Annotated in this window: 23 protein-coding genes and 1 pseudogene; 3 read left to right on the top strand and 21 right to left on the bottom strand. The window is 39.4% G+C overall.

What is annotated here, in order from left to right; genetic code table 11:
• Positions 1-110: 110 nt before the first annotated feature.
• The 7 genes and pseudogenes from ant(9) to ACTNB8_RS10055 all read right to left on the bottom strand — a co-directional run.
• Positions 111-761, bottom strand: a pseudogene (gene ant(9), locus ACTNB8_RS10085) (aminoglycoside nucleotidyltransferase ANT(9)); the annotation flags it as partial.
• 24 nt (positions 762-785) lie between these two features.
• Positions 786-1556 (bottom strand): nucleoside phosphorylase, encoded by a 771-nt coding sequence (locus tag ACTNB8_RS10080; protein WP_002578723.1) that lies wholly within the window; start codon positions 1554-1556, stop codon positions 786-788.
• A 24-nt stretch (positions 1557-1580) separates the two neighbouring features.
• Entirely contained in the window at positions 1581-2216 is a 636-nt protein-coding gene (locus tag ACTNB8_RS10075; RefSeq protein WP_441050035.1) for an XRE family transcriptional regulator, read from the bottom strand.
• Positions 2217-2459: 243 nt separating this feature from the next.
• Positions 2460-2957 (bottom strand): nucleotidyltransferase domain-containing protein, encoded by a 498-nt coding sequence (locus tag ACTNB8_RS10070; RefSeq protein WP_009247521.1) that lies wholly within the window; start codon positions 2955-2957, stop codon positions 2460-2462.
• Positions 2958-3041: 84 nt separating this feature from the next.
• Positions 3042-4637, bottom strand: coding sequence for an ATP-binding cassette domain-containing protein (locus tag ACTNB8_RS10065; RefSeq protein ID WP_441054318.1), 1596 nt, complete (start codon positions 4635-4637; stop codon positions 3042-3044).
• Between the two features lie 402 nt (positions 4638-5039).
• The gene (locus tag ACTNB8_RS10060) at positions 5040-5417 is read right to left on the bottom strand and encodes a TnpV protein (protein WP_009247523.1); all 378 of its coding nucleotides are present in this window, start codon (positions 5415-5417) and stop codon (positions 5040-5042) included.
• 26 nt (positions 5418-5443) lie between these two features.
• Positions 5444-5767: a hypothetical protein gene (locus ACTNB8_RS10055; protein ID WP_441054316.1), complete on the bottom strand. Its 324-nt coding sequence runs from the start codon at positions 5765-5767 to the stop codon at positions 5444-5446.
• A gap of 115 nt (positions 5768-5882) precedes the next feature.
• Between ACTNB8_RS10055 and ACTNB8_RS10050 the strand changes: the two genes are divergently transcribed.
• Entirely contained in the window at positions 5883-7460 is a 1578-nt protein-coding gene (locus ACTNB8_RS10050; RefSeq protein ID WP_069972668.1) for a recombinase family protein, read from the top strand.
• A 52-nt stretch (positions 7461-7512) separates the two neighbouring features.
• Positions 7513-8088: a hypothetical protein gene (locus tag ACTNB8_RS10045; protein WP_441054314.1), complete on the top strand. Its 576-nt coding sequence runs from the start codon at positions 7513-7515 to the stop codon at positions 8086-8088.
• A 354-nt stretch (positions 8089-8442) separates the two neighbouring features.
• On the opposite strand, the gene ACTNB8_RS10040 is transcribed toward ACTNB8_RS10045, so the two are convergent.
• From ACTNB8_RS10040 to ACTNB8_RS10010, 7 genes are all read right to left on the bottom strand, one after another.
• A complete protein-coding gene (locus ACTNB8_RS10040; RefSeq protein WP_270514518.1) occupies positions 8443-8760 on the bottom strand; it encodes a winged helix-turn-helix domain-containing protein in 318 nt (105 codons plus the stop codon).
• A gap of 89 nt (positions 8761-8849) precedes the next feature.
• Positions 8850-9605, bottom strand: coding sequence for an SDR family NAD(P)-dependent oxidoreductase (locus ACTNB8_RS10035; RefSeq protein ID WP_441054311.1), 756 nt, complete (start codon positions 9603-9605; stop codon positions 8850-8852).
• Positions 9606-9669: 64 nt separating this feature from the next.
• Positions 9670-10254 carry a Crp/Fnr family transcriptional regulator gene (locus ACTNB8_RS10030; protein WP_441054309.1) on the bottom strand — a complete coding sequence of 195 codons (585 nt, stop codon included), beginning with the start codon at positions 10252-10254 and terminating at the stop codon, positions 9670-9672.
• 238 nt (positions 10255-10492) lie between these two features.
• Positions 10493-11851, bottom strand: coding sequence for an MATE family efflux transporter (locus ACTNB8_RS10025; RefSeq protein ID WP_441054308.1), 1359 nt, complete (start codon positions 11849-11851; stop codon positions 10493-10495).
• 23 nt (positions 11852-11874) lie between these two features.
• Complete coding sequence (locus ACTNB8_RS10020; protein ID WP_441054306.1) at positions 11875-13191, bottom strand: MATE family efflux transporter; 1317 nt, start codon at positions 13189-13191, stop codon at positions 11875-11877.
• Positions 13188-14360, bottom strand: coding sequence for an aminotransferase class I/II-fold pyridoxal phosphate-dependent enzyme (locus ACTNB8_RS10015; protein ID WP_441054304.1), 1173 nt, complete (start codon positions 14358-14360; stop codon positions 13188-13190). The genes ACTNB8_RS10020 and ACTNB8_RS10015 overlap by 4 nt, the downstream gene beginning before the upstream one ends.
• Positions 14357-14851, bottom strand: coding sequence for an Lrp/AsnC family transcriptional regulator (locus tag ACTNB8_RS10010; protein WP_441054302.1), 495 nt, complete (start codon positions 14849-14851; stop codon positions 14357-14359). Before ACTNB8_RS10010 ends, ACTNB8_RS10015 begins: the two co-directional genes overlap by 4 nt.
• A gap of 121 nt (positions 14852-14972) precedes the next feature.
• Between ACTNB8_RS10010 and ACTNB8_RS10005 the strand changes: the two genes are divergently transcribed.
• Positions 14973-16376: a PLP-dependent aminotransferase family protein gene (locus tag ACTNB8_RS10005; protein WP_441054300.1), complete on the top strand. Its 1404-nt coding sequence runs from the start codon at positions 14973-14975 to the stop codon at positions 16374-16376.
• 112 nt (positions 16377-16488) lie between these two features.
• Here ACTNB8_RS10005 and ACTNB8_RS10000 read toward each other — a convergent pair whose 3' ends face one another.
• The 7 genes from ACTNB8_RS10000 to ACTNB8_RS09970 all read right to left on the bottom strand — a co-directional run bounded on the left by ACTNB8_RS10000 (position 16489) and on the right by ACTNB8_RS09970 (position 20994).
• Entirely contained in the window at positions 16489-16806 is a 318-nt protein-coding gene (locus tag ACTNB8_RS10000; protein ID WP_441054298.1) for a winged helix-turn-helix domain-containing protein, read from the bottom strand.
• 28 nt (positions 16807-16834) lie between these two features.
• Entirely contained in the window at positions 16835-17767 is a 933-nt protein-coding gene (locus tag ACTNB8_RS09995; RefSeq protein WP_441054296.1) for a helix-turn-helix domain-containing protein, read from the bottom strand.
• 76 nt (positions 17768-17843) lie between these two features.
• Positions 17844-18254 carry a winged helix-turn-helix domain-containing protein gene (locus ACTNB8_RS09990; RefSeq protein WP_441054294.1) on the bottom strand — a complete coding sequence of 137 codons (411 nt, stop codon included), beginning with the start codon at positions 18252-18254 and terminating at the stop codon, positions 17844-17846.
• Positions 18255-18330: 76 nt separating this feature from the next.
• Positions 18331-18726, bottom strand: coding sequence for a DUF6483 family protein (locus tag ACTNB8_RS09985; RefSeq protein ID WP_441054292.1), 396 nt, complete (start codon positions 18724-18726; stop codon positions 18331-18333).
• 12 nt (positions 18727-18738) lie between these two features.
• Positions 18739-19377, bottom strand: coding sequence for an ABC-2 transporter permease (locus ACTNB8_RS09980; protein WP_441054290.1), 639 nt, complete (start codon positions 19375-19377; stop codon positions 18739-18741).
• Complete coding sequence (locus tag ACTNB8_RS09975; protein WP_441054288.1) at positions 19374-20237, bottom strand: ABC transporter ATP-binding protein; 864 nt, start codon at positions 20235-20237, stop codon at positions 19374-19376. Before ACTNB8_RS09975 ends, ACTNB8_RS09980 begins: the two co-directional genes overlap by 4 nt.
• A gap of 73 nt (positions 20238-20310) precedes the next feature.
• Positions 20311-20994 (bottom strand): helix-turn-helix domain-containing protein, encoded by a 684-nt coding sequence (locus ACTNB8_RS09970; RefSeq protein WP_441054286.1) that lies wholly within the window; start codon positions 20992-20994, stop codon positions 20311-20313.
• Positions 20995-21170 lie beyond the last annotated feature (176 nt).

The raw sequence follows: 21170 nt of genomic DNA, 5'->3' as shown, positions 1-21170 counted from the left end.
AACAGGCATAAGCCTCTTTCTTCATCCTGTGTATTTTATTCAGTTTTCAATGTCACAGATGAAGGAAAGGGGCTAAATTTATGCCTAAAAATAAGGTTTTCGGACAGGCTGAGGGGGGGGAATCTCTCCGGCAATTTTAAAATTACCCATTTTGCGGCAACATCTTTTGTCGTGATTTCTTCTGTTACTAAAGTAAACCACATTCGTGATAAGGTTAATAACACATTTCTTTCATCACCCTTAAAGCTGGAAATCAAACCAGGTAAAGAAAACCGAATTGCTTTTTTAATTTCGTGAAATGGGATAGCGGGAATAAGCTCTTTGCTTTCCGCCCCCTTCAAAGTTATGCTATTTTTTCTTGCTTGCCATAATAAAATCATTATATCTGGGTCATTGCAGGCTTGCGGATATTCTCCTGCTTCCATCTCTCCCCTTAGCCATTCACCATACATATACTGACATTTTGGCGGAAATTGCAACGGAACAATATCAGATTGATTGATAATAGTTACCTCTAAAGGTCTTTTTTCAATACAGCCTACGGAGCCAGAAATTTTCAATAATTGCTTTGTTAGATCTGCTCTGATTGAATTACTCAATTCTTGTTTAGTAATTATCAGTATATCTATATCACTATCTGGACGCAGCCCATTCATTGTTGCTGAACCATATAAATATATCCCCAATATTTGACCTTGTAATATGGTTTCTGCTATTGAAATAACTTGATTTACTTGTTGTGGAAATTCATTTATATTCATTGTAACTCCTATATGTATTTATTTTTACTCCTCAACAACTGATAAAACAGCGTCTAAGGCTAATTCTAAGGCTATGGATATACTTGTTTTTCCCCATTCTCTTTCTTGGTATTTATGAGGGTCTGCAAGAGTATCGGCTGAAAAAAGCAGCATAGCCCATGTAACTTTTCTAAATTTTGCACACGCCGCCAATGCGGAACATTCCATTTCTACTACTTGACATCCCTCTTCTTTCCGATACTGAACCATTTCTACTGTTTCTCGATAAAAACCGTCTGTTGTCCATGTTTTAACTTCCCAATATGGTATATTCTTTTGGCTTAAAGCAGATTCAATCGCATTTATACCAGCCTTTGAAATCTCTACTTCTCGGGAGGGAGGAAGATAATGGTAAGATGTTCCCTCATCTCTCAATGCAGAAACAGGTATCAAAAATCTATTTTCCGGGATGTCTTCCAATACGCCGCAGGAGCCGACGGAAATAATCTTTGTTACACCCCCTGCAATTAAATATTCTAAAACTTGGACGGCAGCAGCACTTCCCACAGGAGCCGGACATAGACATATTTTCTCCTGATTATAAAGACATTCATAAATAGGATATCGTCTTGTTGCACTTTCAAATTCATCTATCTGTATTCCATCATGGGTATGTGCATAATTTTCAACCTCGTCTCCTAAAAAAGCAAACACTGCTTTTGCAGGAAAACATTTTTTCCCATTTCCCGGCTGAAAAACAGCTTTTGATGCGGTATCGTACTCTAAAACAGGGTAGTCATGCTTTACTAATGGCATATTATTATCTCGAATAACAGGCTATTATTCTATTCCTTTCATCATCTTTTTTGCCAACTGCTTGAACAGGTCGGCAGTTTCTTCATCCATCGGCGTAAGCTGTCCGATCTGTCCGGCAACCATCGCCGCTACATCGTCAATGGAAAGCGGGTTTTGCTTCTGTTCCGCCAATGCGTCCCGCATGGCTTGGAACATCGCGGCGGTCACAGCTTCTCCCGGCTGTTCCCCGTTGTAAATGTCTTTCTTAATATCCCGCAGGATAGCAAGGAACACATTTTTGATTTTCTCAATCTCCGCCTCATGTTCCCCCATCTTCTGGGCGTTCAAAAGCTGTAAATCCTGCTTTGCTTCCGCCCGGTGTTCCGGGTGTTCTTTCATCAGGTCGGACAGGGAAGCCGTTGCTATCTCGATAAGCTGGTTTCTTGCTGTTATGCCTTTTGCCGCTGTGTCCTGAAAATAAATCCGTATCAAATCTATCAGCTTAGGAAAATTCCTGTGTTCCAACAGGCGGTTGAGGATTTGCACATCAACAGCACCCGTCACGAGCCCCCTCACGGCTCCCTCGGACAAGCCTAATTCAGAAATATCGTAGCTTTTACGGACGCTCACGGTGGATAAGCCCAGTATGTAGTCTGTCGATACCTTAAATTCCTTTGCCACGCCTATGAGAATATCACTGCTGACCTACAAAGACTAACGCTTTTTGTTTAGGAATTATTCTCTGTAATGTTTCTCGTTCTTTTGATTATTTGATATATCCATATTATCCTGCCTATACGAGCTAATGTTATCATTTTGTTATCGGCATTGATAACACCTACTCGATAACTGTGGATAATAACTATATGTAGCATGTCAAATTATAAGCTATTTTGCTTAGAGATTCAACACAAAACTGAAATTTTACTTTTCCTTATATTCATCTGGTATTGCTATTTGAAATGTTTCACACAACAGCATCACATCATGCACATCATTTTTATCGTGTTCATATCCCAAATGAAGCATTACCTGACTCAATGGTTCAATACAAGAAACAGTTATATCTCCAACTTTTCCAATACCGGAAAAAGTTTTTGATGGAAATATATCTCCCTCATAAACAATTCCGTCATCTGTAAATTCAAAACAATGTAAATCAATGATTCTTTGTTTATCATCTTTCCAGACAGTATGACCATCCGTTGTATAATCAGTATTTACTTCCTCAAATCCATGCTGCTTAATCACATAAATATAATCATGATAATGTTTCAGTTCAACAAACAAATCAATATCATTGTGTATTCTTGATTCTCTTTTAAGAAGTGCATCAACACCCCATCCGCCATCTAAATATACTTTAATTTCGTTTTGCAAAGCATATTTTATAATTTCACATGCATCTTCTGTACGTACCATAATCTATCCTCCAAATTCAAATCTTTGTATGCTTTCCAACTCACTAAAAGCCTGAAATTTGTCAGTCTTTCATCCTTTTTGTTATCAATCACCAATTAGCTGTAATCCATTAGGATTTAGCTGATATATTTTATCGCACACCTCTTCAATATACTTTCTATCGTGAGAAATGCTAATGACAGCCCCCGGAAATTCTCGGAGCATTTTTCTTATTACCGGACCGGACAATGGTGAAAAATTTCTTGTCGGTTCATCCAGAATAAGAACATTTGCACCACTTAAGCTCATCCTCAAGAGAAGCACTTTCGCCTTTTGTCCGCCTGATAACTCCCGAATCGGATGCTCCATTTCATCTGGTGTGTATTTAAGTGAACCAAGGTATGTTCTAATTCTTGTACGCTCTTCTTTATCTCCTGTTTTATCAAGGTAATCAACCGGTGTAACATCCAAATCCAGCAGGTCTTCATAAGTTTGAGGCATATATTCTGCTTTAATGTCATTCCGATTTAGGAGTTCTTCCGCTATCTTTTTTAGAAGAGTCGTTTTTCCTGCCCCGTTGGCTCCTATCATACAGATTTTTTCTGAACCTTTTATTTTTAAATGAATTCCTTCTGCTAAAATTCTTTTGCCATCCGGAGTCACAAGCTTTGAAAGTTCATATTCTATGACCGTTTTTCCTGCGGGAATGTGTGAGTTTTCATCCCCTAATTTGACAAAGATTGCTTCTTCCTGTTCCGGCATCTGAGTCATATTTTCATCTTCTTTTTCAAATCTTCGTTCCATTGCCTTAACCGTATGCATTTTGTCCTTTAAGTTTTTGGCAACAGACGGTGCTTGTCTGGTACAACTTCTTAATGCACCTTGTACACTCTGCATAACTCTTTGATATTTTTCATCGCGAATCTTTTTCTCCCTACGGTCACTCAGTGCCCGCTGTTTTTGGATTTCAAATTTATGAAGCCGTTCTTCCACATAGCGTCTATAGGGAAGCTTTGCCACGGTATATCTCGCCTTTGTTTTTCGTATAATCTGCTCGATATGTATCACCATGTTGGCAGTACGCTCTATCAGCGTTTCATCGTGTGAAATAAAAAGCACAATGTGCTTCCAGTCATTTATGATTTTTTCCAGTAATGTAAGCGTCGCAATGTCGATGTCATTGGAAGGTTCGTCCAACAACAGCACAGAAACATCGCGAATGAAAAGCCTCATAAGTTGTGTCTTGACTTTTTCGCCTCCTGAAAGACTACCCATTGTCTGGTTACTGTAGAAAAAATCATTTTTCATTCCAAATTTTCCCGCAATAACAGACAATTCTTTAGGCGTTTTCTCCCAGAATATTTCCTCTTCAGAAAAATATTCGTATATTGTTTTTTCCTTATCTTCATCGAGCATCTCCTGCGGAAGATAACCAAGACGTTCGTGTCCCATTATCCTTTCCCCATCTGCTTCTATATAGTTTTCTACAAGCGACGGATTGTATATCCACTTCATTAATGTCGATTTCCCATTTCCCTCTTCTCCAATAATAACTGCCTTATCTCCATCATTTAGCACAAAGTTGAAATCATTAAGAATTATTCTCAGGTCTTTTTTATGTGTTAAATTTAATTTTTTTATCTGCAACATTAAAGTTTCTCCTTTTCGAAGTCTGAGCCAATTATTATTTTGAACACACAAAAACGAGTCTTTTTTGCATACGCAAAAATAGACTCGCTAAATAGACCCTTATTTCTTTTCCAAAAGGAAAACAAAGGAAATGCCTCTTGCGATAATCCAACTTAAGCGTACACAAAACAAACCTATTCTCTACAGGCTCAATAACTATATGTGTCTTACTTAAATCAAATTATCTATTAATCATTTCCTCACCTTACACAAAATGTGCCTTTCTTTCTTCTAATGGCAATACTATCATACTGTATTTTTTGTGTCAATACATTTCACCTTATGGAAGTGCAAATTAAAATTTTCACTTCCTAATTATACATCCAACCATTACGAAATTCAATCTTTCACAACCTCTTTACAACCACAACCACAGCACTCCAGCAAACGCAGGAGCACCATACCGTAAAACGCTTATGTGTAAATCAACTCCGTTCCTACAACTTCCCTCACACAAGCCTGAATATTATTCATTCTTCCAATCCATTCGTAGGGATTATCTTTCTTTAATTGTTCCGTCACATCTTGTCTGTCGGCATATTCCTTTACCAGTCGAAGAAACATATCCTCTGCTTGCTTATCGACTTCTGCAAGATAACTATGCAGCTTTCCGCTTGTCAGCAGGTTCATATATAACACTTTATAGTGTTCCTTTAAATGCCTTGCATGTCGTTTCCCCCATAAACCAATCGGCTCTATTTCTTCTTCGGCTGGTACTGTGATGTTCGGCAATAAATAATCACCCACCTGTCTATAAGTTCCGCCCATTTCTTCAAAAATTGTCTTTGTCATTTTCCTTTTCCTCCTGTGATTTTTGTCTATCGTGATCGTGTATTATCACGCTTGCGACCTTTAACTGTTCTTGCCTGCTCCAACAAATCATCTATCTGTTTGCGACCAAAAACCTTACGGAGCAGGCTGTAATCTTTATTTTCTGCTTTTAGGATTTTGTTTTCTTCGGTCAATCTTTCATTGACTTTCTCCAAACGCTGATTGGTGCGGTATAACTGTGCATTCGCTGTATTCAGCCTATGATAGTTGTCCCACCCCTCAAAGCAGCGGGCAAGCACCGTTTTGACAAGTTGCTTCAATTTCCTTACAACCGGCTCTGCCATTTTGGTTTTATATGCCTTTGCAGTCATATGATATAATTGCCATAGAGCAAAAGTATTGTAAGCGTGGGTTGTTTCTTTAGAAGGAGGATTTTTAACGGTGAAACAACCTTACAATACTACGATTTACAACACGGCGCTTTATATGAGATTGAGCCGGGACGATGAACTGCAAGGAGAAAGCGGGAGTATTCAGACACAACGCATGATGCTCCGGCAATATGCCGCCGAGCATAGCCTGAATGTCATAGATGAATATATCGACGATGGATGGTCTGGAACGAACTTTGACAGGCCGGATTTTCAGAGAATGATTGATGACATTGAGGACGGGAAAATCAACTGCGTTGTTACGAAGGATTTATCCCGCTTAGGCAGAAACTACATTCTGACCGGCCAATACACGGAAATCTACTTTCCCAGCAAAGGAGTCCGCTATATCGCTGTCAATGACAATGTGGACACCATCAACGGAGAGAATGAGCTTGCCCCATTCCTCAACATTCTGAATGAAATGCACGCCCGCCAGACCAGCAAAAAGGTAAAGGCGGCCATGCGGACACGGTTCGCAAATGGCGCACACTATGGAGCCTATGCTCCGCTTGGCTATGTCAAAGACCCAGATAAGAAAGGCCATCTTCTGATTGACCCGGAAACAAGGTGGATTATCGAAAAGATTTTTGACCTTGCCGTTCATGGCCGGGGAGCCGCCAGCATTACACGGATTTTGGTCGAAGAAAAAGTACCTACTCCCGGCTGGCTGAATTTCCAGAGATACGGCACTTTCGCAAATATCTATGCCGGAGCGCCGGAGGAAAAAGCCTATGCGTGGACGATAGCGCAGGTGAAAAGTATTCTGAAAGAGGAAACCTATATCGGACACAGCGTCCACAATAAGCAGACCAATATTTCATTCAAAAACAAGAAGAAAGTACGCAAGCCAAAAGAGGAATGGTATCGTGTGGAGAACACCCACGAAGCGATTATTTCCGAAGATGTGTTCCGTCAAGTACAGGAGCAGATTTGCAACAGGCGCAGACGGCAGAAGAACGGCACAACACAGATATTTTCCGGGCTGGTAAAATGTGCGGACTGCGGCTGGTCGCTGGCCTATGGTATGAACAGCCAGAACAAAAATCCCTATGCCCACTACCATTGTAGCAAGTACGGGCAAGGATTGCACCAGTGTTCCATGCACTATATCCGCTATGATGTGCTTTACGCCTATGTCCTTTCCCGTCTGCAATACTGGTCTGTGCTGGCACAGCAGGATGGGGACAAACTTCTGAAACGGCTACTTAACGCCAGCGACAAGGAACGCAATACTGCAAGGAAGCGGCAGACAGCCGAACTGAAAAAGGCGGAAAAGCGCAAAGCAGAAGTAGACACCCTGTTTGCAAAAATGTATGAGGACTGGTCTGCCGGACGCATTACAGAATACAATTTCAATATGCTGTCCGAAAAGTATCAGGGCGAACAGCGAGAATTGGACGCAAAAATTGAACGGCTTCACGAAGCGATGGAGGTCGCCGCCCAGACAGCGGTTGACGCTGAAAAGTGGATAGGTCTGATGAAACAGTATGTCAATCCCACAGAATTGACGGCTGAACTTCTGAATACGCTGATTGAAAAAATCCTTGTCCATGAAGCGGTCAAAAGTGAGGACGGAAGCCGGGAACAGGAAGTGGAAATCTTCTACCGCTTTATCGGCAAAATCGAATGACACATCTTGAGATACCCAACAATATCTTTAACTAAGGGAAACGGGAAAATGTATGCCGGACGCTTCCCTCTTTGATGATATATGTTTGCTTCTAAACATCACATTGAATGAACTCTTTGCAGGAGAGAGAATCGCATCTGATGATATTCCAAAAAAAGCCGAAGAAAATCTTAAGAGTATGGCTCTTGAATATCAAAAGGGAAACAAAAAAATAGTATTTTGCAAATCCTGTACGATTCTGCTTACCCTTGTAGTTATATCCTTAAATCTAAGTGTCGGCGGAATATTGTTTGAGGGGACACCCGTATTAGCAAACTTGTTGGCAGTAATTTTATTGATGATTTCATGGTCACTATTTCTCTACTGGACACAACAAGACGTAACTATGCAAAAAATAGCTACTATAATCAACGCAATATTCTTGTTATCATCAATAGCTGCATTTATATTAGCGTTCTGGGATATTCAGGGAACTATTGTGCATTTGATAGGTTTCCCGTGTGAAGTAGTTTTCTATGGATTGAGGCCAATATTTGAATGGATTCATATTTACCTTATTGTAGCAATTTTAGTATCCATCGGGTTAGCGTACTCAAAGAAAAATATTGCTACCGCAATTCAAAAATAGGAGGGAACAAGATGTATGTAACTTTATTTTCTATTACTTTGGTTATTGGTTTATTGCTTCTCCTTTTACCTATCAATATATACAAGAAGTGGTTTGATAACAGAGTATTTCCGATAGTTATTCGTGTAATAGGCATAATTTTGTGTATTATTAGTGTGTTTTCCATTTATGCCGTTTTATCAGGAGAAATTGTCCTTCCACTGATAAAGTAAAAGCCCATAGTAACGGCAACCTAAAAATGCGGCTCCTTTACTATCATATAAAGCAACTACCAACCAGGCACTTGAAATGTAAAATGTTAAACAGGCAGAAGTGTGTGCTCCTTTAATAGAGCGGCTACCTCTGCCTCTATTCTTATTCCACAAACCTATATCCTCTGCCGACAACCGTCTGGATCAGATCCGGGTTCTTCAGCTTTTTTCTAAGCTGGCAAATCACATTATAGACCACATGCTCACATCCAGCCACGCATTCCTTCCAAACGGCTCCATAAATCTGTTCAGGAGAAAGCACCCAACCAGGATACTGTGCCAACAGGTAAAGGACATCAAATTCTTTCGGATATAGAGTTATTTGTTCACCCGACAATATAACCGTACAGCATTGCAGGTCAATGGTAAGGTATCTACGCTGGATGACGGGTTGCCGTTTGATATTCATCTGTACTGACATCTCCGCCTCCCTTACATAATAAGTTACAAATGGTTCATTATACAAGATCATTCATCAAGCACATAATAAGTCAATACACTTCGATTAGTTCAATCTCTGCTTTTTTTCTTCATTCTTGCAACACTAAGCATTTTTATCTTTAATGGAAAAAGTTGAAGCAATCTATTTTTTAAACCTGGTATAATGATTTCTTTATTTTTCATTAATCCTCTAAATGCGATGCGGGCAACCTGCTCAGGTAACATCGCTTTATTTGGAGTAGCTGTACCTTCTCTTCTAAAAAAGCCTGTTTTCGTAGCCCCTGGACAAAGTATACATATTTGAACACCTCTCGCTTTTGCCTCGTATCGTATCGCTCTGCTGTAACTTAATACAAACGCCTTGCTTGCAAAATAGGTTGATGTGTATGGCCCTGGCTGGAACGCACCTGTTGAAGATACATTTAATATTTTCCCTTTTTTATTCCGATACATATCTAAAATAATCAATTTACTTAATGAGACAAGATTTATCATATTTAACATCATCATTTGTTCATCGATACTCAGATTTATTTCATCAGTTGCTCCAACAAGACCAAGTCCTGCATTGTTAATCAGCACCGTAACGTCCAGCTTCTTCTGTTTTATTTTATTGTATAATTCAAGAGCAGCACCTTGTTTTGTCAAATCCTGCTCATATATGAGAATAGGAACGCTATATTGTTCATTCAATCTATTTTCCGTATTCTCTAAATGCTCCTTGCTAGAAGACACCAGCACAAGCCCATATCCATTTTGAGCATACAATACAGACAATTCAAATCCAATTCCGCTTGTTGCACCAGTAATTAAAGCATATTCCATAAAACGCCTCCTTTTGCAATAATTATACGTCCGCAAAAAGAGGCTGTAATTCACCTTTGTTAATTCATATTTGATTTTTTAATTTTTTTCTAATTCTACTCATTGAGGCCGGTTGTATGCCAATATACGACGCTATGTATCGCAACTGTACTCTTCTCTGCAAACTCGGATAATCCTTACAAAAAGAAATATATCGTTCCTCTGCGGTCATTAAAAGTAAATCTCTAGTTCGATGTTCTAGTTTTCCTACCTCTTCCAGATATAAATTCTGAATATAATTTCCCACCTGTTGATCCAAAGATATAAGTTTCTTAACTAAGGAATATGGTAGCCTTAAGCATTTGCACTCTTCCAAGCACTCAACATAAAAGGATGCGCTCTGATTTGTTCTATAGCACTCTGATCCGAAAAAACAATTCTCGGCTTCAAAACATTTCGTAACCTCATGCCCCTCATCATCAATATAATAACCTCTTACAATACCATATATTATAAAATAAAATGAGCTGACTACCTCTCCTACTCTAATTACATGTGTTCCTTTTTCAAAGGTCACAATGCAAGCATAAGTATCTAACATTGATGCGACCTGAGCATCGAAACATATTCTTAAACACTTTTTCATGTAGTCACTCGGTTGTATTTTCATAGGTTCACCTCATTAATCTCATACTATAAACGTTTCCAAATAGGCACTTTAATGAAATAGTATTATAAATCGGAGACAACCACTTATCAAGTCGTATTTGATATCTTATGCTCTTTTTTAAACCATAAAAAGAACCCAAAGCAATAGTTCACAGTGTCACTCCAGAACGTTCGCCGTCTCACAAACCTATATCCGCTCTCCACAATAGTTTCCATATACTCATCCTCAATTTTCCCCCCTAATCTGGTTCACTACATTCACGATTGCCGTCACTACCCTTCTTTATGCAGTGCTGTCGCCACTTTCCTGAGATATATCTCTGTGAAAGACTTATCGTACTCACAATAAAACTCAACGGTCTGCATAATAACACTCCAATAAATCCTAAATAACGAGCCAAAACAAAAGCCGAAATTGTGCGGAAACTTAGCTCAAGCAAAGTGTTAAACAGAGGATATATAATCTCACCAGCACCACGTAGAAAATTCGTCAGCAGATACAGACTGACGCATAGGGGAAAAGTGATTGAAATAATTTGGAGATAAAGTACACCAACACGAATCACTTCCTTTTCATCCCCTACCACAAGATAAAGGAGAAATGGTGCTGCGGCCCAAATTATTATCATTGCCATAGAAGTAATAACTACTGCAATCTTAAAGCAGTCCCTTAGCCCCTGCTTAGTCCGTTTCCAATTCCCCGCTCCCATATTCTGTCCAACATAAACACATAGGGCATTTCCAAGATTAACCGCTGGCATAGTGAGAATACCTTCAATTTTATATGCAGATGAGTAAGCAGAAATCTCATTTACACCAAATGTATTGATAATTCCCTGAATAAAAAACATACTGAGTGCAGATGATCCATTTTGTACAATCCCGGTTATACTTAATTTAAGCATGGAACCTATCCACTTATTATTAGGGCTTTCCATTAAAACCTCTCTGTCATATCGGTATAAATACAATACCGACATACCTGCCGCTGCCGCCTGTGAAATAACAGTGGCAATTGCAGCCCCTTCCACATTCCACCGGAACCAGGCTACAAACAGACAATCAAGAAGAATATTCATTCCACAGGAAATGCTAATACATTGAACCGGTGTCTTAGAATTTCCCTTTGCCTTAATCAAAGCAGAATAAAAATTGTAGATTGCCAAGAATGGGATTCCTAAAGATATTATCCTTAAATAAGCGGCTGCCGAGCCAATAATATCATCCGGTATCTTCATAAAAACAAAAATCCATCTGGCAAATACAAGAAATAAAATGCACAATCCAATTCCCACAAATAAAATCAGTGTTTGAACAGAACCAATGCATTCCTTAATTTTTTCTTCATCATGCCCACCGAATGATCGGGCAACAAAAATGGAAATGCCAGAGGCTATCCCCAAAATAATGCTGTTGATAATCAGCATTGGAACATAAGAATTTCCAACGGCTGCAAGAGTGTATTTCCCTAAAATATGTCCTACAATGGCTGTATCAAAAATATTATAAAGATTCTGAAGAATACTTCCCGCTAGTAACGGCAGGGAATATTGTAATAAAATATGAATAGGCTTTCCCGAGGTCATATCTATTTTCATAATTACCCCTATAAACCTTTTTGCTATTTTCTGGCAATATACCGGAAATACAGAAACCGAATCGTCAGTCCCCCAAACCACCCTATCGGTGCTGCAATCCAAATACCGTTATATCCCAAACTGGTTCCTGAAAGTATAATGGCTGCAGGAACCTGCATAAGACAAAGTGATCCGATTGATGCAAGCATTGGGACAAATGATTTCCCATATCCTAGCAATATGCCATTTAATATCTGCATGGCTGCAAAAACGAAATAAAAAACCGACACAGTGCGAAGATAGCTGTTCCCAATCTGTATAACTCCCGGATCACGGTTAAATATTGAAATAAAGCTGGAAGGGAACAAACATATCACAGTAGAAATAAGAACCGATACACCCACTCCCATGACCAATGCTGACTTTCCGCCCTTTATTACCCGATCCATTTTTTTAGCTCCATAATTCTGTGCCGCAAAATTCGTCATTGCCTGCCCCAAATTCAAAGCAGGCATTTCTGCAAAAGAGTCCACTTTAGAAGCTGCCGTATAAGCAGCCATACAATCAGTTCCAAATCCATTGATTAAAAACTGAATGGACATAAAACCTACGCTGACAAATACCTGTTGAAGCATAGCAGGTGTTCCGATTACCAGACTTTTTTTCAATTCTTTCAAATCCAGCTGCAAATTCCATATCCGGATAAAGAGATCGGGATATTTGTATTTCATGTACCGCATACACACAACGAAAGAAAATGTCTGTGCGATTACGGTTGCGACAGCTGCGCCGCTAACTCCCATATCCAATACCGTAATAAAGAAAACATCTAAAACTATATTAATAAGCGTTGCTGCAATTAATATGTATGTTGGAGTTTTGGAATCTCCTATTCCTCGTAAAATATTAGTCAGAGCATTGTATGAAAAGGTGGGAATACACCCGATAAATATAAGTTTCAAGTAACTGTCAGCCATTCCAATTAACTTATCAGGAACTCGGAAAAACAGTAAAATCTTTTCTGAAAAGATGACGCCTGCAACTGCTATGATGATTGCCAGGAAAACGGAAAATAAAAATCCGGTATCAATGACCTTCTTTATCTTCTCCCTCTCCCCTGCACCAAAGTACCGGGAAACAAGGACACTCGCTCCCAGTGAAATTCCCATCGAAAGAGCAATCAAAAGAAAATTAATTTGATAGCTGAAACCTACTGCTGCCAGACTTTCTTTCCCTAAAAAATTTCCAACAATCACACTATCTGCCACATTGTAGAGCTGCTGAAATAAGTTTCCGATGAAAATTGGCAGGGAAAAATAAAATATCGTCTTTAGTTCATCTCCCTGTGTTAAATCCTTCATGCTAGTTCCTTCCTTTTCCTTTGGATATATCGCTCTATCCTTAGCAGAGCTTCTTTCAATTCTGCTATTGAATATGCATAAGAAATCCGGATAAAGCCTTCTCCTGAGTCCCCAAATGCACTTCCGGGTACAACCGCTACTTTTTCCTCTTTTAAAAGATCCACTGCAAATTCCTCACTGGACATTCCAAACTCACGGACATCAGGGAATATATAGAAGGCACCTTCCGGCTGGAAACATGGTAACTTCAAGCGGGCCAGCTCATGATACAGATAACGGCGGCGCTGATTATAAGACTCTTTCATGCGTTCTACATCTTCGGTGCTATGTCTTAATGCCTCGATTGCTGCATACTGGCTGATTGTCGGCGCACACATAATAGCATATTGATGTACTTTATTCATCTGCTCCATGACTTCGCAATTCGCTAATGCATAACCCAAACGCCACCCTGTCATGGCAAAGTTTTTTGAAAACCCATTGATCAGGATTGTCCTATCTCTCATTCCCGGCAAACTAGCAATACTAATATGCTTCTTCCCATAAGTAAGTTCGCTATAAATTTCGTCCGAAATCACCAGCAAATTATGCTTCTGGATGACTTCCAGTAATCCTTCCAGGTCATGCTGCTCCATAATCGCCCCCGTTGGATTATTGGGATAAGATAAAATAAGTGCTTTGCTTCTTGGCGTGATTGCCGCCTCTAACTGATCCTTTGTCAAACGGAATTGGTTTTCTGCTTTTAATTCTATCGGAACCGGAATCCCGTCTGCCATTGTAATGCAGGGAAGGTAAGACACAAAACTGGGTTCTATATATAAAATTTCATCACCGGGATTCATAATCGCCCGCAAAGCAATATCAATCGCTTCACTGCCGCCCACCGTAACCATCACCTCTGTATCAGGATTATACCGATTTCCTATTTTTTCTTCCGTGTAGATACAGATTTCTTTTCGTAACTCTTTTAGTCCACTGTTGGCCGTATAAAAAGTTTTACCCGACTGCATTGCCTGGATTCCGGCCTCCCGGATATGAAAGGGCGTTGGAAAGTCCGGCTCCCCAACGCCCAGGGAAATTACCCCTGGCACTTCGTTTGCTACATCGAAAAACTTTCGTATTCCAGATGGCTTCAACTGTAAAATTTTTTGGGAAAGCAGCTCTTTCATGGTGTCACCACCATTCTTTCATCCACTTTTTCTACCTCAAAATCCACCCCAAATTCTTTATATTTTGTCAAAGTGAAATGGGTGGTTGTGTTTTGTACCTCATGGATAGATGCCAACTTACCGGATACAAAAAGCGAAATTTCCTTTAATGTCTTTCCCTTTACCATAACAAGAAAATCATAAGCCCCCGACATCAGGTACAAAGTCACTACCTGTGGAAATTCTTTTATCCTTTCTGCCAGTTTCTGATAGCCATCTCCCCCTTGAGGCGTTACCCGTAATTCAACTAACGCAGTGACATCATCATCATTGATCTTGTTCCAGTCAATCAAGGTATGATAGCCACATATAACATGTTCCTGTTCCAATACGGAAATCTCATTCGCTACTTCTTCTACTGCAGCCCCTAACATAACTGCTAAATCCTGTGAGGATAATTTACTATTATTCTCCAACAGCCTTAAAAGCTGGTCTCTTAATTCTCTTTCCATAAATACCTCCTGCTCTCAATAAAAGCATACAATTAAAACAATTATTACGATACCATTGACTTTGTACCGCTTCAAGATTAAAATTGTATGCAAGACATTTTTCCGATTGGAGGAGTTATATATGCCGGTAAATTCTTTTGAAAATTTCCCGATGTCATGGAAACCCAACAAAGCGAAATTAAAGCCGCCCCTTTATCTCTCTATCGCAGAGGCTTTAGAACAGGATATTTTGAATGGAGAACTTACTCCCAATACGAAATTACCACCTCAGAGGGAGTTAGCAGATTTCTTAGATGTAAATCTGAGTACAATTACCCGTGCTTTCAAGTTGTGTGAGGCAAAGGGACTGATTTATGCAGCAATCGGCAGTGGAACCTTTATATCACCCAACGCCGTATTGCCCAAATGGGAAAAACCAGCGGAGGATTTTATTGAGCTTGGATTGATCCGTCCTTATTATCAGTTTAATTCAATCGTTGCCGATGCTGCCCGGACTATTTTGCAAGGTGAGCATTCTGATCGATTATTTGAATTTAATTTTACCTTAGGAAATATGCACCACAAACGGACAGCCCAAAAATGGCTGTCAACTTTCCATGTAGATGCTTCCTGTGACCATATTATTTTGACTGCCGGAACACAGAATGCGCTTACCATTTCGCTTCTTGCATTATTCCAGCCTGGAGATAAGATTGTAACAGATGCTTTTACATACTCTAATTTCATTACACTGGCAAAACAACTTCATATACAGCTCATCTCTGTTGAGTCGGATGAACATGGAATGATACCGGATTTACTGGAACGGCAATGTCATCTTTCTGACATGAAAGGAATTTATCTGATGCCATCCTGCAATAACCCTACTGGGATAACGATCCCACTGGAACGCCGGAAGGAGCTTTCTCGAATCATTCAGGAACAAAATCTTATCTTGATTGAAGATGATACCTACGGATTTATCGCAGAGGAAAAGGACATTCCTTTCTTTTCTCTGATACCGGATCATACTGTTTACCTGCATGGCATGTCCAAGTCTCTTTCCGCCGGACTGCGAATTGCTTATATGGTTTTTCCACATCGGCTGCAGCAGTCCATTTTGAGTACAGCAAATAATATTAACCTGAAAATACCGCTTTTAAATGCTGAAATTGCAAGTAAAGTGATTGAAGATGGTATCGCAGATAATATCATTCAACAAAAACGAATACTTTCCAAAGAGCGAAACCTTATTTTTAAAAAATACTTTCCAGACAACCTCAATACCAATCCTTATAGCTTCTTTCAGTGGCTTCCATTACCTTCCGGATATAATGGATACCAATTTGAATTACAGGCAAAAGAGCGTGGAATACATGTGCTCTGTTCTGACCGTTTTGCTGTCGGAAAGACCACGCAAACAGCAATCCGTATTGCAATCTGCTCTCCCTATACTACTAACGAACTTGAAACAGGATTGCTGGCATTCCAAAAGTTACTGGCAGAAAATCAAAAAATTTCGGACCACTCCGAATTTATTATCTAATAGTTAGAACTTCATTCCTATGTGAAAATCAATTTAGGTTGATATTTTATCCCCAAAGCACGAAGGGCTGACAGCATTTTTCGAATCATGCCATCAGCCTTTTGCGCTTTTCTTATCCCACAAACTTATACCCTCTCCCGACAACCGTCTGAATCATATCCGGGTTTTTCAGCTTCCTTCTAAGCTGGCAAATCACATTGTAGACCACATGCTCACATCCAGCCACGCATTCCTTCCAAACGGCTCCATAAATCTGTTCAGGAGAAAGCACCCAACCAGGATACTGTGCCAACAGGTAAAGGACATCAAATTCTTTCGGATAAAGATCAATTTCCTCTCCAGCAAGTACGACCGTATATCGCTGTGAATCAATGGTAAGGCATCCACGCCGGATGACGGGTTGCCGTTTGATATTCATTTGTACTGACATCTCCGCCCTCCTTAGTCTTTCGAATTACTTATTTTACCGCCAATCGCCATTTTTTCTCTAACGAATATGCCTGGTATGCCATTAATCCCATATATCCCGCAACTGCTATCAGCCATATGGTTCTTACGATAAATGCAAGGTCATTTTCCAACTGCAACGTCTGAAAATATATGACGGCACTTCTTATCAAGCCAAACGCAGCAACAAAATACACTGGTATCGGAGAAAGCCTTCTCGCCTGGAAATAATATACGACAATAACTGCAATACAAAGCAGATAAATGATACTTTGAAATACGGTCGGCCATATACCAGGCACCTGTATTAGTTCAAAAATATTTGATAATATTTGCATACCAAAATAGGCAGCGGCAATCACTCCTGCCTTTTTAGGTGTTAATTTTCCACGAATAGAAAATGCCAGTCCACAAAAAAGCAGCAATGTAATTAGCACATATCCTAATATATATGCAGTTCCATATCCGATCACTTCCGAGTTTGCTCCTACAAGTTCCGGCACCAGAAATCTAATTGTAAAAATGCTCATAAGTAAATATGCTACCCCTGCAAGGGCGTATAAAGCAGACTGTACTCTGCCTATCACGGGAGATTCCACAATAGGATTTTTTTCCACGCATTTTTTCATTTCCTCCCCGGACAGCAATTCATCCAAAGACACCTCTAACACTTCTGATAATTTTTTAGCCGTCAGAAGGTCTGGATACCTGGCTCCACACTCCCACCGAGATACCGCCTGCCGGGTAACATAGAGATGCTCTGATAAAGTCTGCTGTGTCATTCCCTTTTCTTCTCTTGCCCTTTTTAGCTTTTCACCAAATTCAACCATAAATATCAACCGCCTTTTTCTGATTTGATTCCTATAGGATAGGCTGATTATAAAATATCCTGCTGTCAAATGAAAGAAACACCCTAAAAATCCATGTAAACAAAATGGTAACATAGGGTTTTATACTCTAAAATCAAAATGCACTTATAAAAACATCCCGGAACAGTTCAATAACACTCCGAGATGTTCTCTATCCCACAAACCTATACCCGCTCCCCACCACAGTTTCTATATAACCATCCCCGATTTTCCGCCTGATCTGGCTTACTACATTCGTCACCGCCGAGCCACATTTATCTCCCGGCTCTTTCCAGACTGCTTCGTAGATTGCAGGTTTTGAGAGAACCCAGGATGGGTGTTGCGCTAAGTAAAGCAGTGTGAAGAACTCATGGTGAGTTAGGGGAATGAGGGTGGCGTTGTGGTAAACGGTCTGTTTATGGATATATATTTTCAAACCGGGGAAAGACAATATGCCATCGTTTTCTCCTGGCAATGATAAATTCGTAATCTGACACTGTGACTTATCAGAAAGAAACATCAATACTTCCTGGATGATGGATGTGTTGGCTTCAATCACTAGAATATTAATCATTTCGCCCATCTCCAACCTTGTTTCCTACCACCACATTCTTATACTATCCGCCATGTCCTTTCAATACCATTGGCTACGCCTCTGTTTAAAGAGAGTCCAGAAATATCTCACTCATTTCACCGTATCCAGCTTTTTCTGCCAACGCTTTAATTCCATCCAACGCTTCTTCTTTGGAGTAATTATGTGAAGCCAAAAAAGCATTATCTTTCTCGCTTATATATTGATAAAATAGTAACGCAGCAAGGATTTCTTCTTTTTGGGTATAATCAATGTTTTCCAATAGCATATTCTCTGCTTCATTTACAAATCCCTGATCTACCATCTTTTCAAATTCCTCCAATGCTTTTCCAGAAACCTCATATTTATTTTCTTCTGGTAACTCCACAGACTTGTACTGTTTCCCAAGCATTAAAGAAAAAAGAACCCTCACCATTTCTTTAATTATACGCATAATATAATCTTTCTCATCATTAAAATCCATCTATTTTCCTCCCTACAAATTTTCTGATTTCACACTTTTCGTAATCGACACTTGTTCCAAAATTCCATACACGGCCAATATCGCAAGAAAAATAATGAAATGTGTAATAATCAAGCTGTGGTTTTCAGTACCAAACAAATCCGGCACTAGGAAATATAAGGGAATGATGATTGCAAATGAAACCACATACGATACTACCATCATAAGCTCCAGCTTTTCCATCAGGTTCTTATCAAACAGGTAAGAAAGTGTAAGGAAAATTGTTCCCTGCAGTAATGAGATACTCCATCCGAGTAATGTCATATCAATAAAACTGACCAGTTTTATTTTACCAGACACAATAAACGGAATGGATGCTGCCGTGCCGATCAGTATACCACATATATTCAGCAGCATAAGCAATGCGTATTTCTCTTGCACCAGTTGTTTTTTCTCTATCGGCGCTGTGACCATCAGCATATTCCATTTGGAATGCTTATCCAGATTTATAACTGTTGTTAACAAAGAGCTACTAAGCAGCACCGGAATCAGCGGCAATGCAAATTCATAATGCCGTATGATGACAAAGACCAAAAATATCACCAAGATCATCAGCATCGTTTTCAGTGTTGTCCTTAAATTATAAAAATCCTTCAGCAATAATCCTTTCATGACCATTCCCCCTTCATCATAATTTTCAATATTTCATCCATCGTTGTCTGTTCAAAAGAAAATTGTTGATATTTTTCTCTCGCATGACCATAGTTGCGGATCATAACTGCTGTTTCATTTCCCTCTTTGCAGTAAGCAATCACATCCTCTTTCTCAATTTCCCCCATTTGATTTCCAACACAATGGATGACTGCATTACCACATAAAAGGTCATCCAGACTTTTCTCGAAAGCAACCTTTCCGTGGTTAATAAACACGATATAGTCCGCTATCTTCTGTAAATCCTCCACAATATGACAGGAAAATAAAACTGCCTTCTCCCCATCTGCTACAAATTCATGCAGCATCTGCAAAACCTCATCCCGGATCACCGGATCTAAAGCAGACAGTGATTCATCAATCACTAACAGCTTCGGGTAATGGCTTAATGCGCTGACAAGAGCCAGCTTTGATTTCATCCCTTTTGAATACTCACTCAGTTTTTTATCTACCGAGATATGAAATCGGTTCAATAATTCCAGGAAATACGAGCAGTCCCATTTTTTATAAATCTTTGAAAAAATCTTTTCCAGTTCAAGTGCTGTAAGATTTTCATAAAAAACGCTGTCATCAAACACCACTCCTATATCCTCTTTCTCTAATGCTGAGAGAGTCCGGATTTCTTTCCCGTAAAACTCCACACTCCCCTCATCTACAGAACAGATATTTAATATAGCTTTTAGAGTAGTTGACTTACCAGCTCCATTTTCTCCAACCAGGCCAACAATACTGCCTCCTGGAACATGAAATATTACATTTTTCAGTGAAAAATCCGCATAATTCTTACAGATTCCATTTACTGCTAATACGTCCCGACTCATATGTTATTCCTCCAATACACCTTTTCATTGTCTCCATCGCATAATATCAACATTTACCCTATACAGCGTTTCGCTAATCTTTTAACTCGTCAGATTTCTTTTTAGAAAGATAGGAAATCCCTCTTAGCAAAGCAAATGATACTGTTGAAAGAACAATAAAAAAGCAAATAGACGTTCCAATAGCACGAGATAAGACCATAGTTTTGGATAATATCAAACAGAGCAGAATACTAAATATTCCTACACATATTACGCTGACGATAAAATCTTTCTTATGTGTACTTTTTATCCGGGTTCCATTCCATGCTCCATTGTTTACGGAAGAAAAAATATATACCCCCGCACCAAAAATCAGTATTACCGTTTCCCCAATAATCAGGGACAGATCTCCTGTCATAATCATTTGTACAACAATAGCTGCTGCACATACCCGGAACATAATACCGAACGAAATATTTCCGCTTCTTGCAGCTCTTTGCTTCTCCAGCTCAGTATAATCAGCTACTTTTAATAATGTTTCTTTTAATTCTTTATCCATATCCTCGCTTTTCCTTTCTCCATTCAGAATTTCTTTAATTTCTACATCGTAGTATTCAGAAATTTGTACCAAAATGCTCAGGTCAGGTAAATTGTTTCCCGTTTCCCATCTTGAAACAGTTCTCCCTGAAACCCCCAAAATTTCTGCCAATTGTTCCTGTGTGATTCCCTTTTCATTACGAAGCTGTTTTAAAAATGCTCCTATTTCTTTTGGATTCACAATCGTTCCTCCTTTCAAAAACAGACTACCTTTTCTTCTGGTAAAAAAACACGACATAAAGCGAGAAATGCGCTATTTCTTTCACCCGACACAGATGTCTATTGATATTTTTTATAATTTTCTATGTATTACTGTTGAATCGTGCCTACCATTATATCGCAAATTTACATCTTTCT

The organism is Blautia sp. HCP28S3_G10 (assembly GCF_052065235.1).
GTDB lineage: Bacteria > Bacillota > Clostridia > Lachnospirales > Lachnospiraceae > Blautia_A.
The sequence above is the reverse complement of the archived record's forward strand: the minus strand, read 5'-3'. Positions and strand labels throughout refer to the sequence as shown.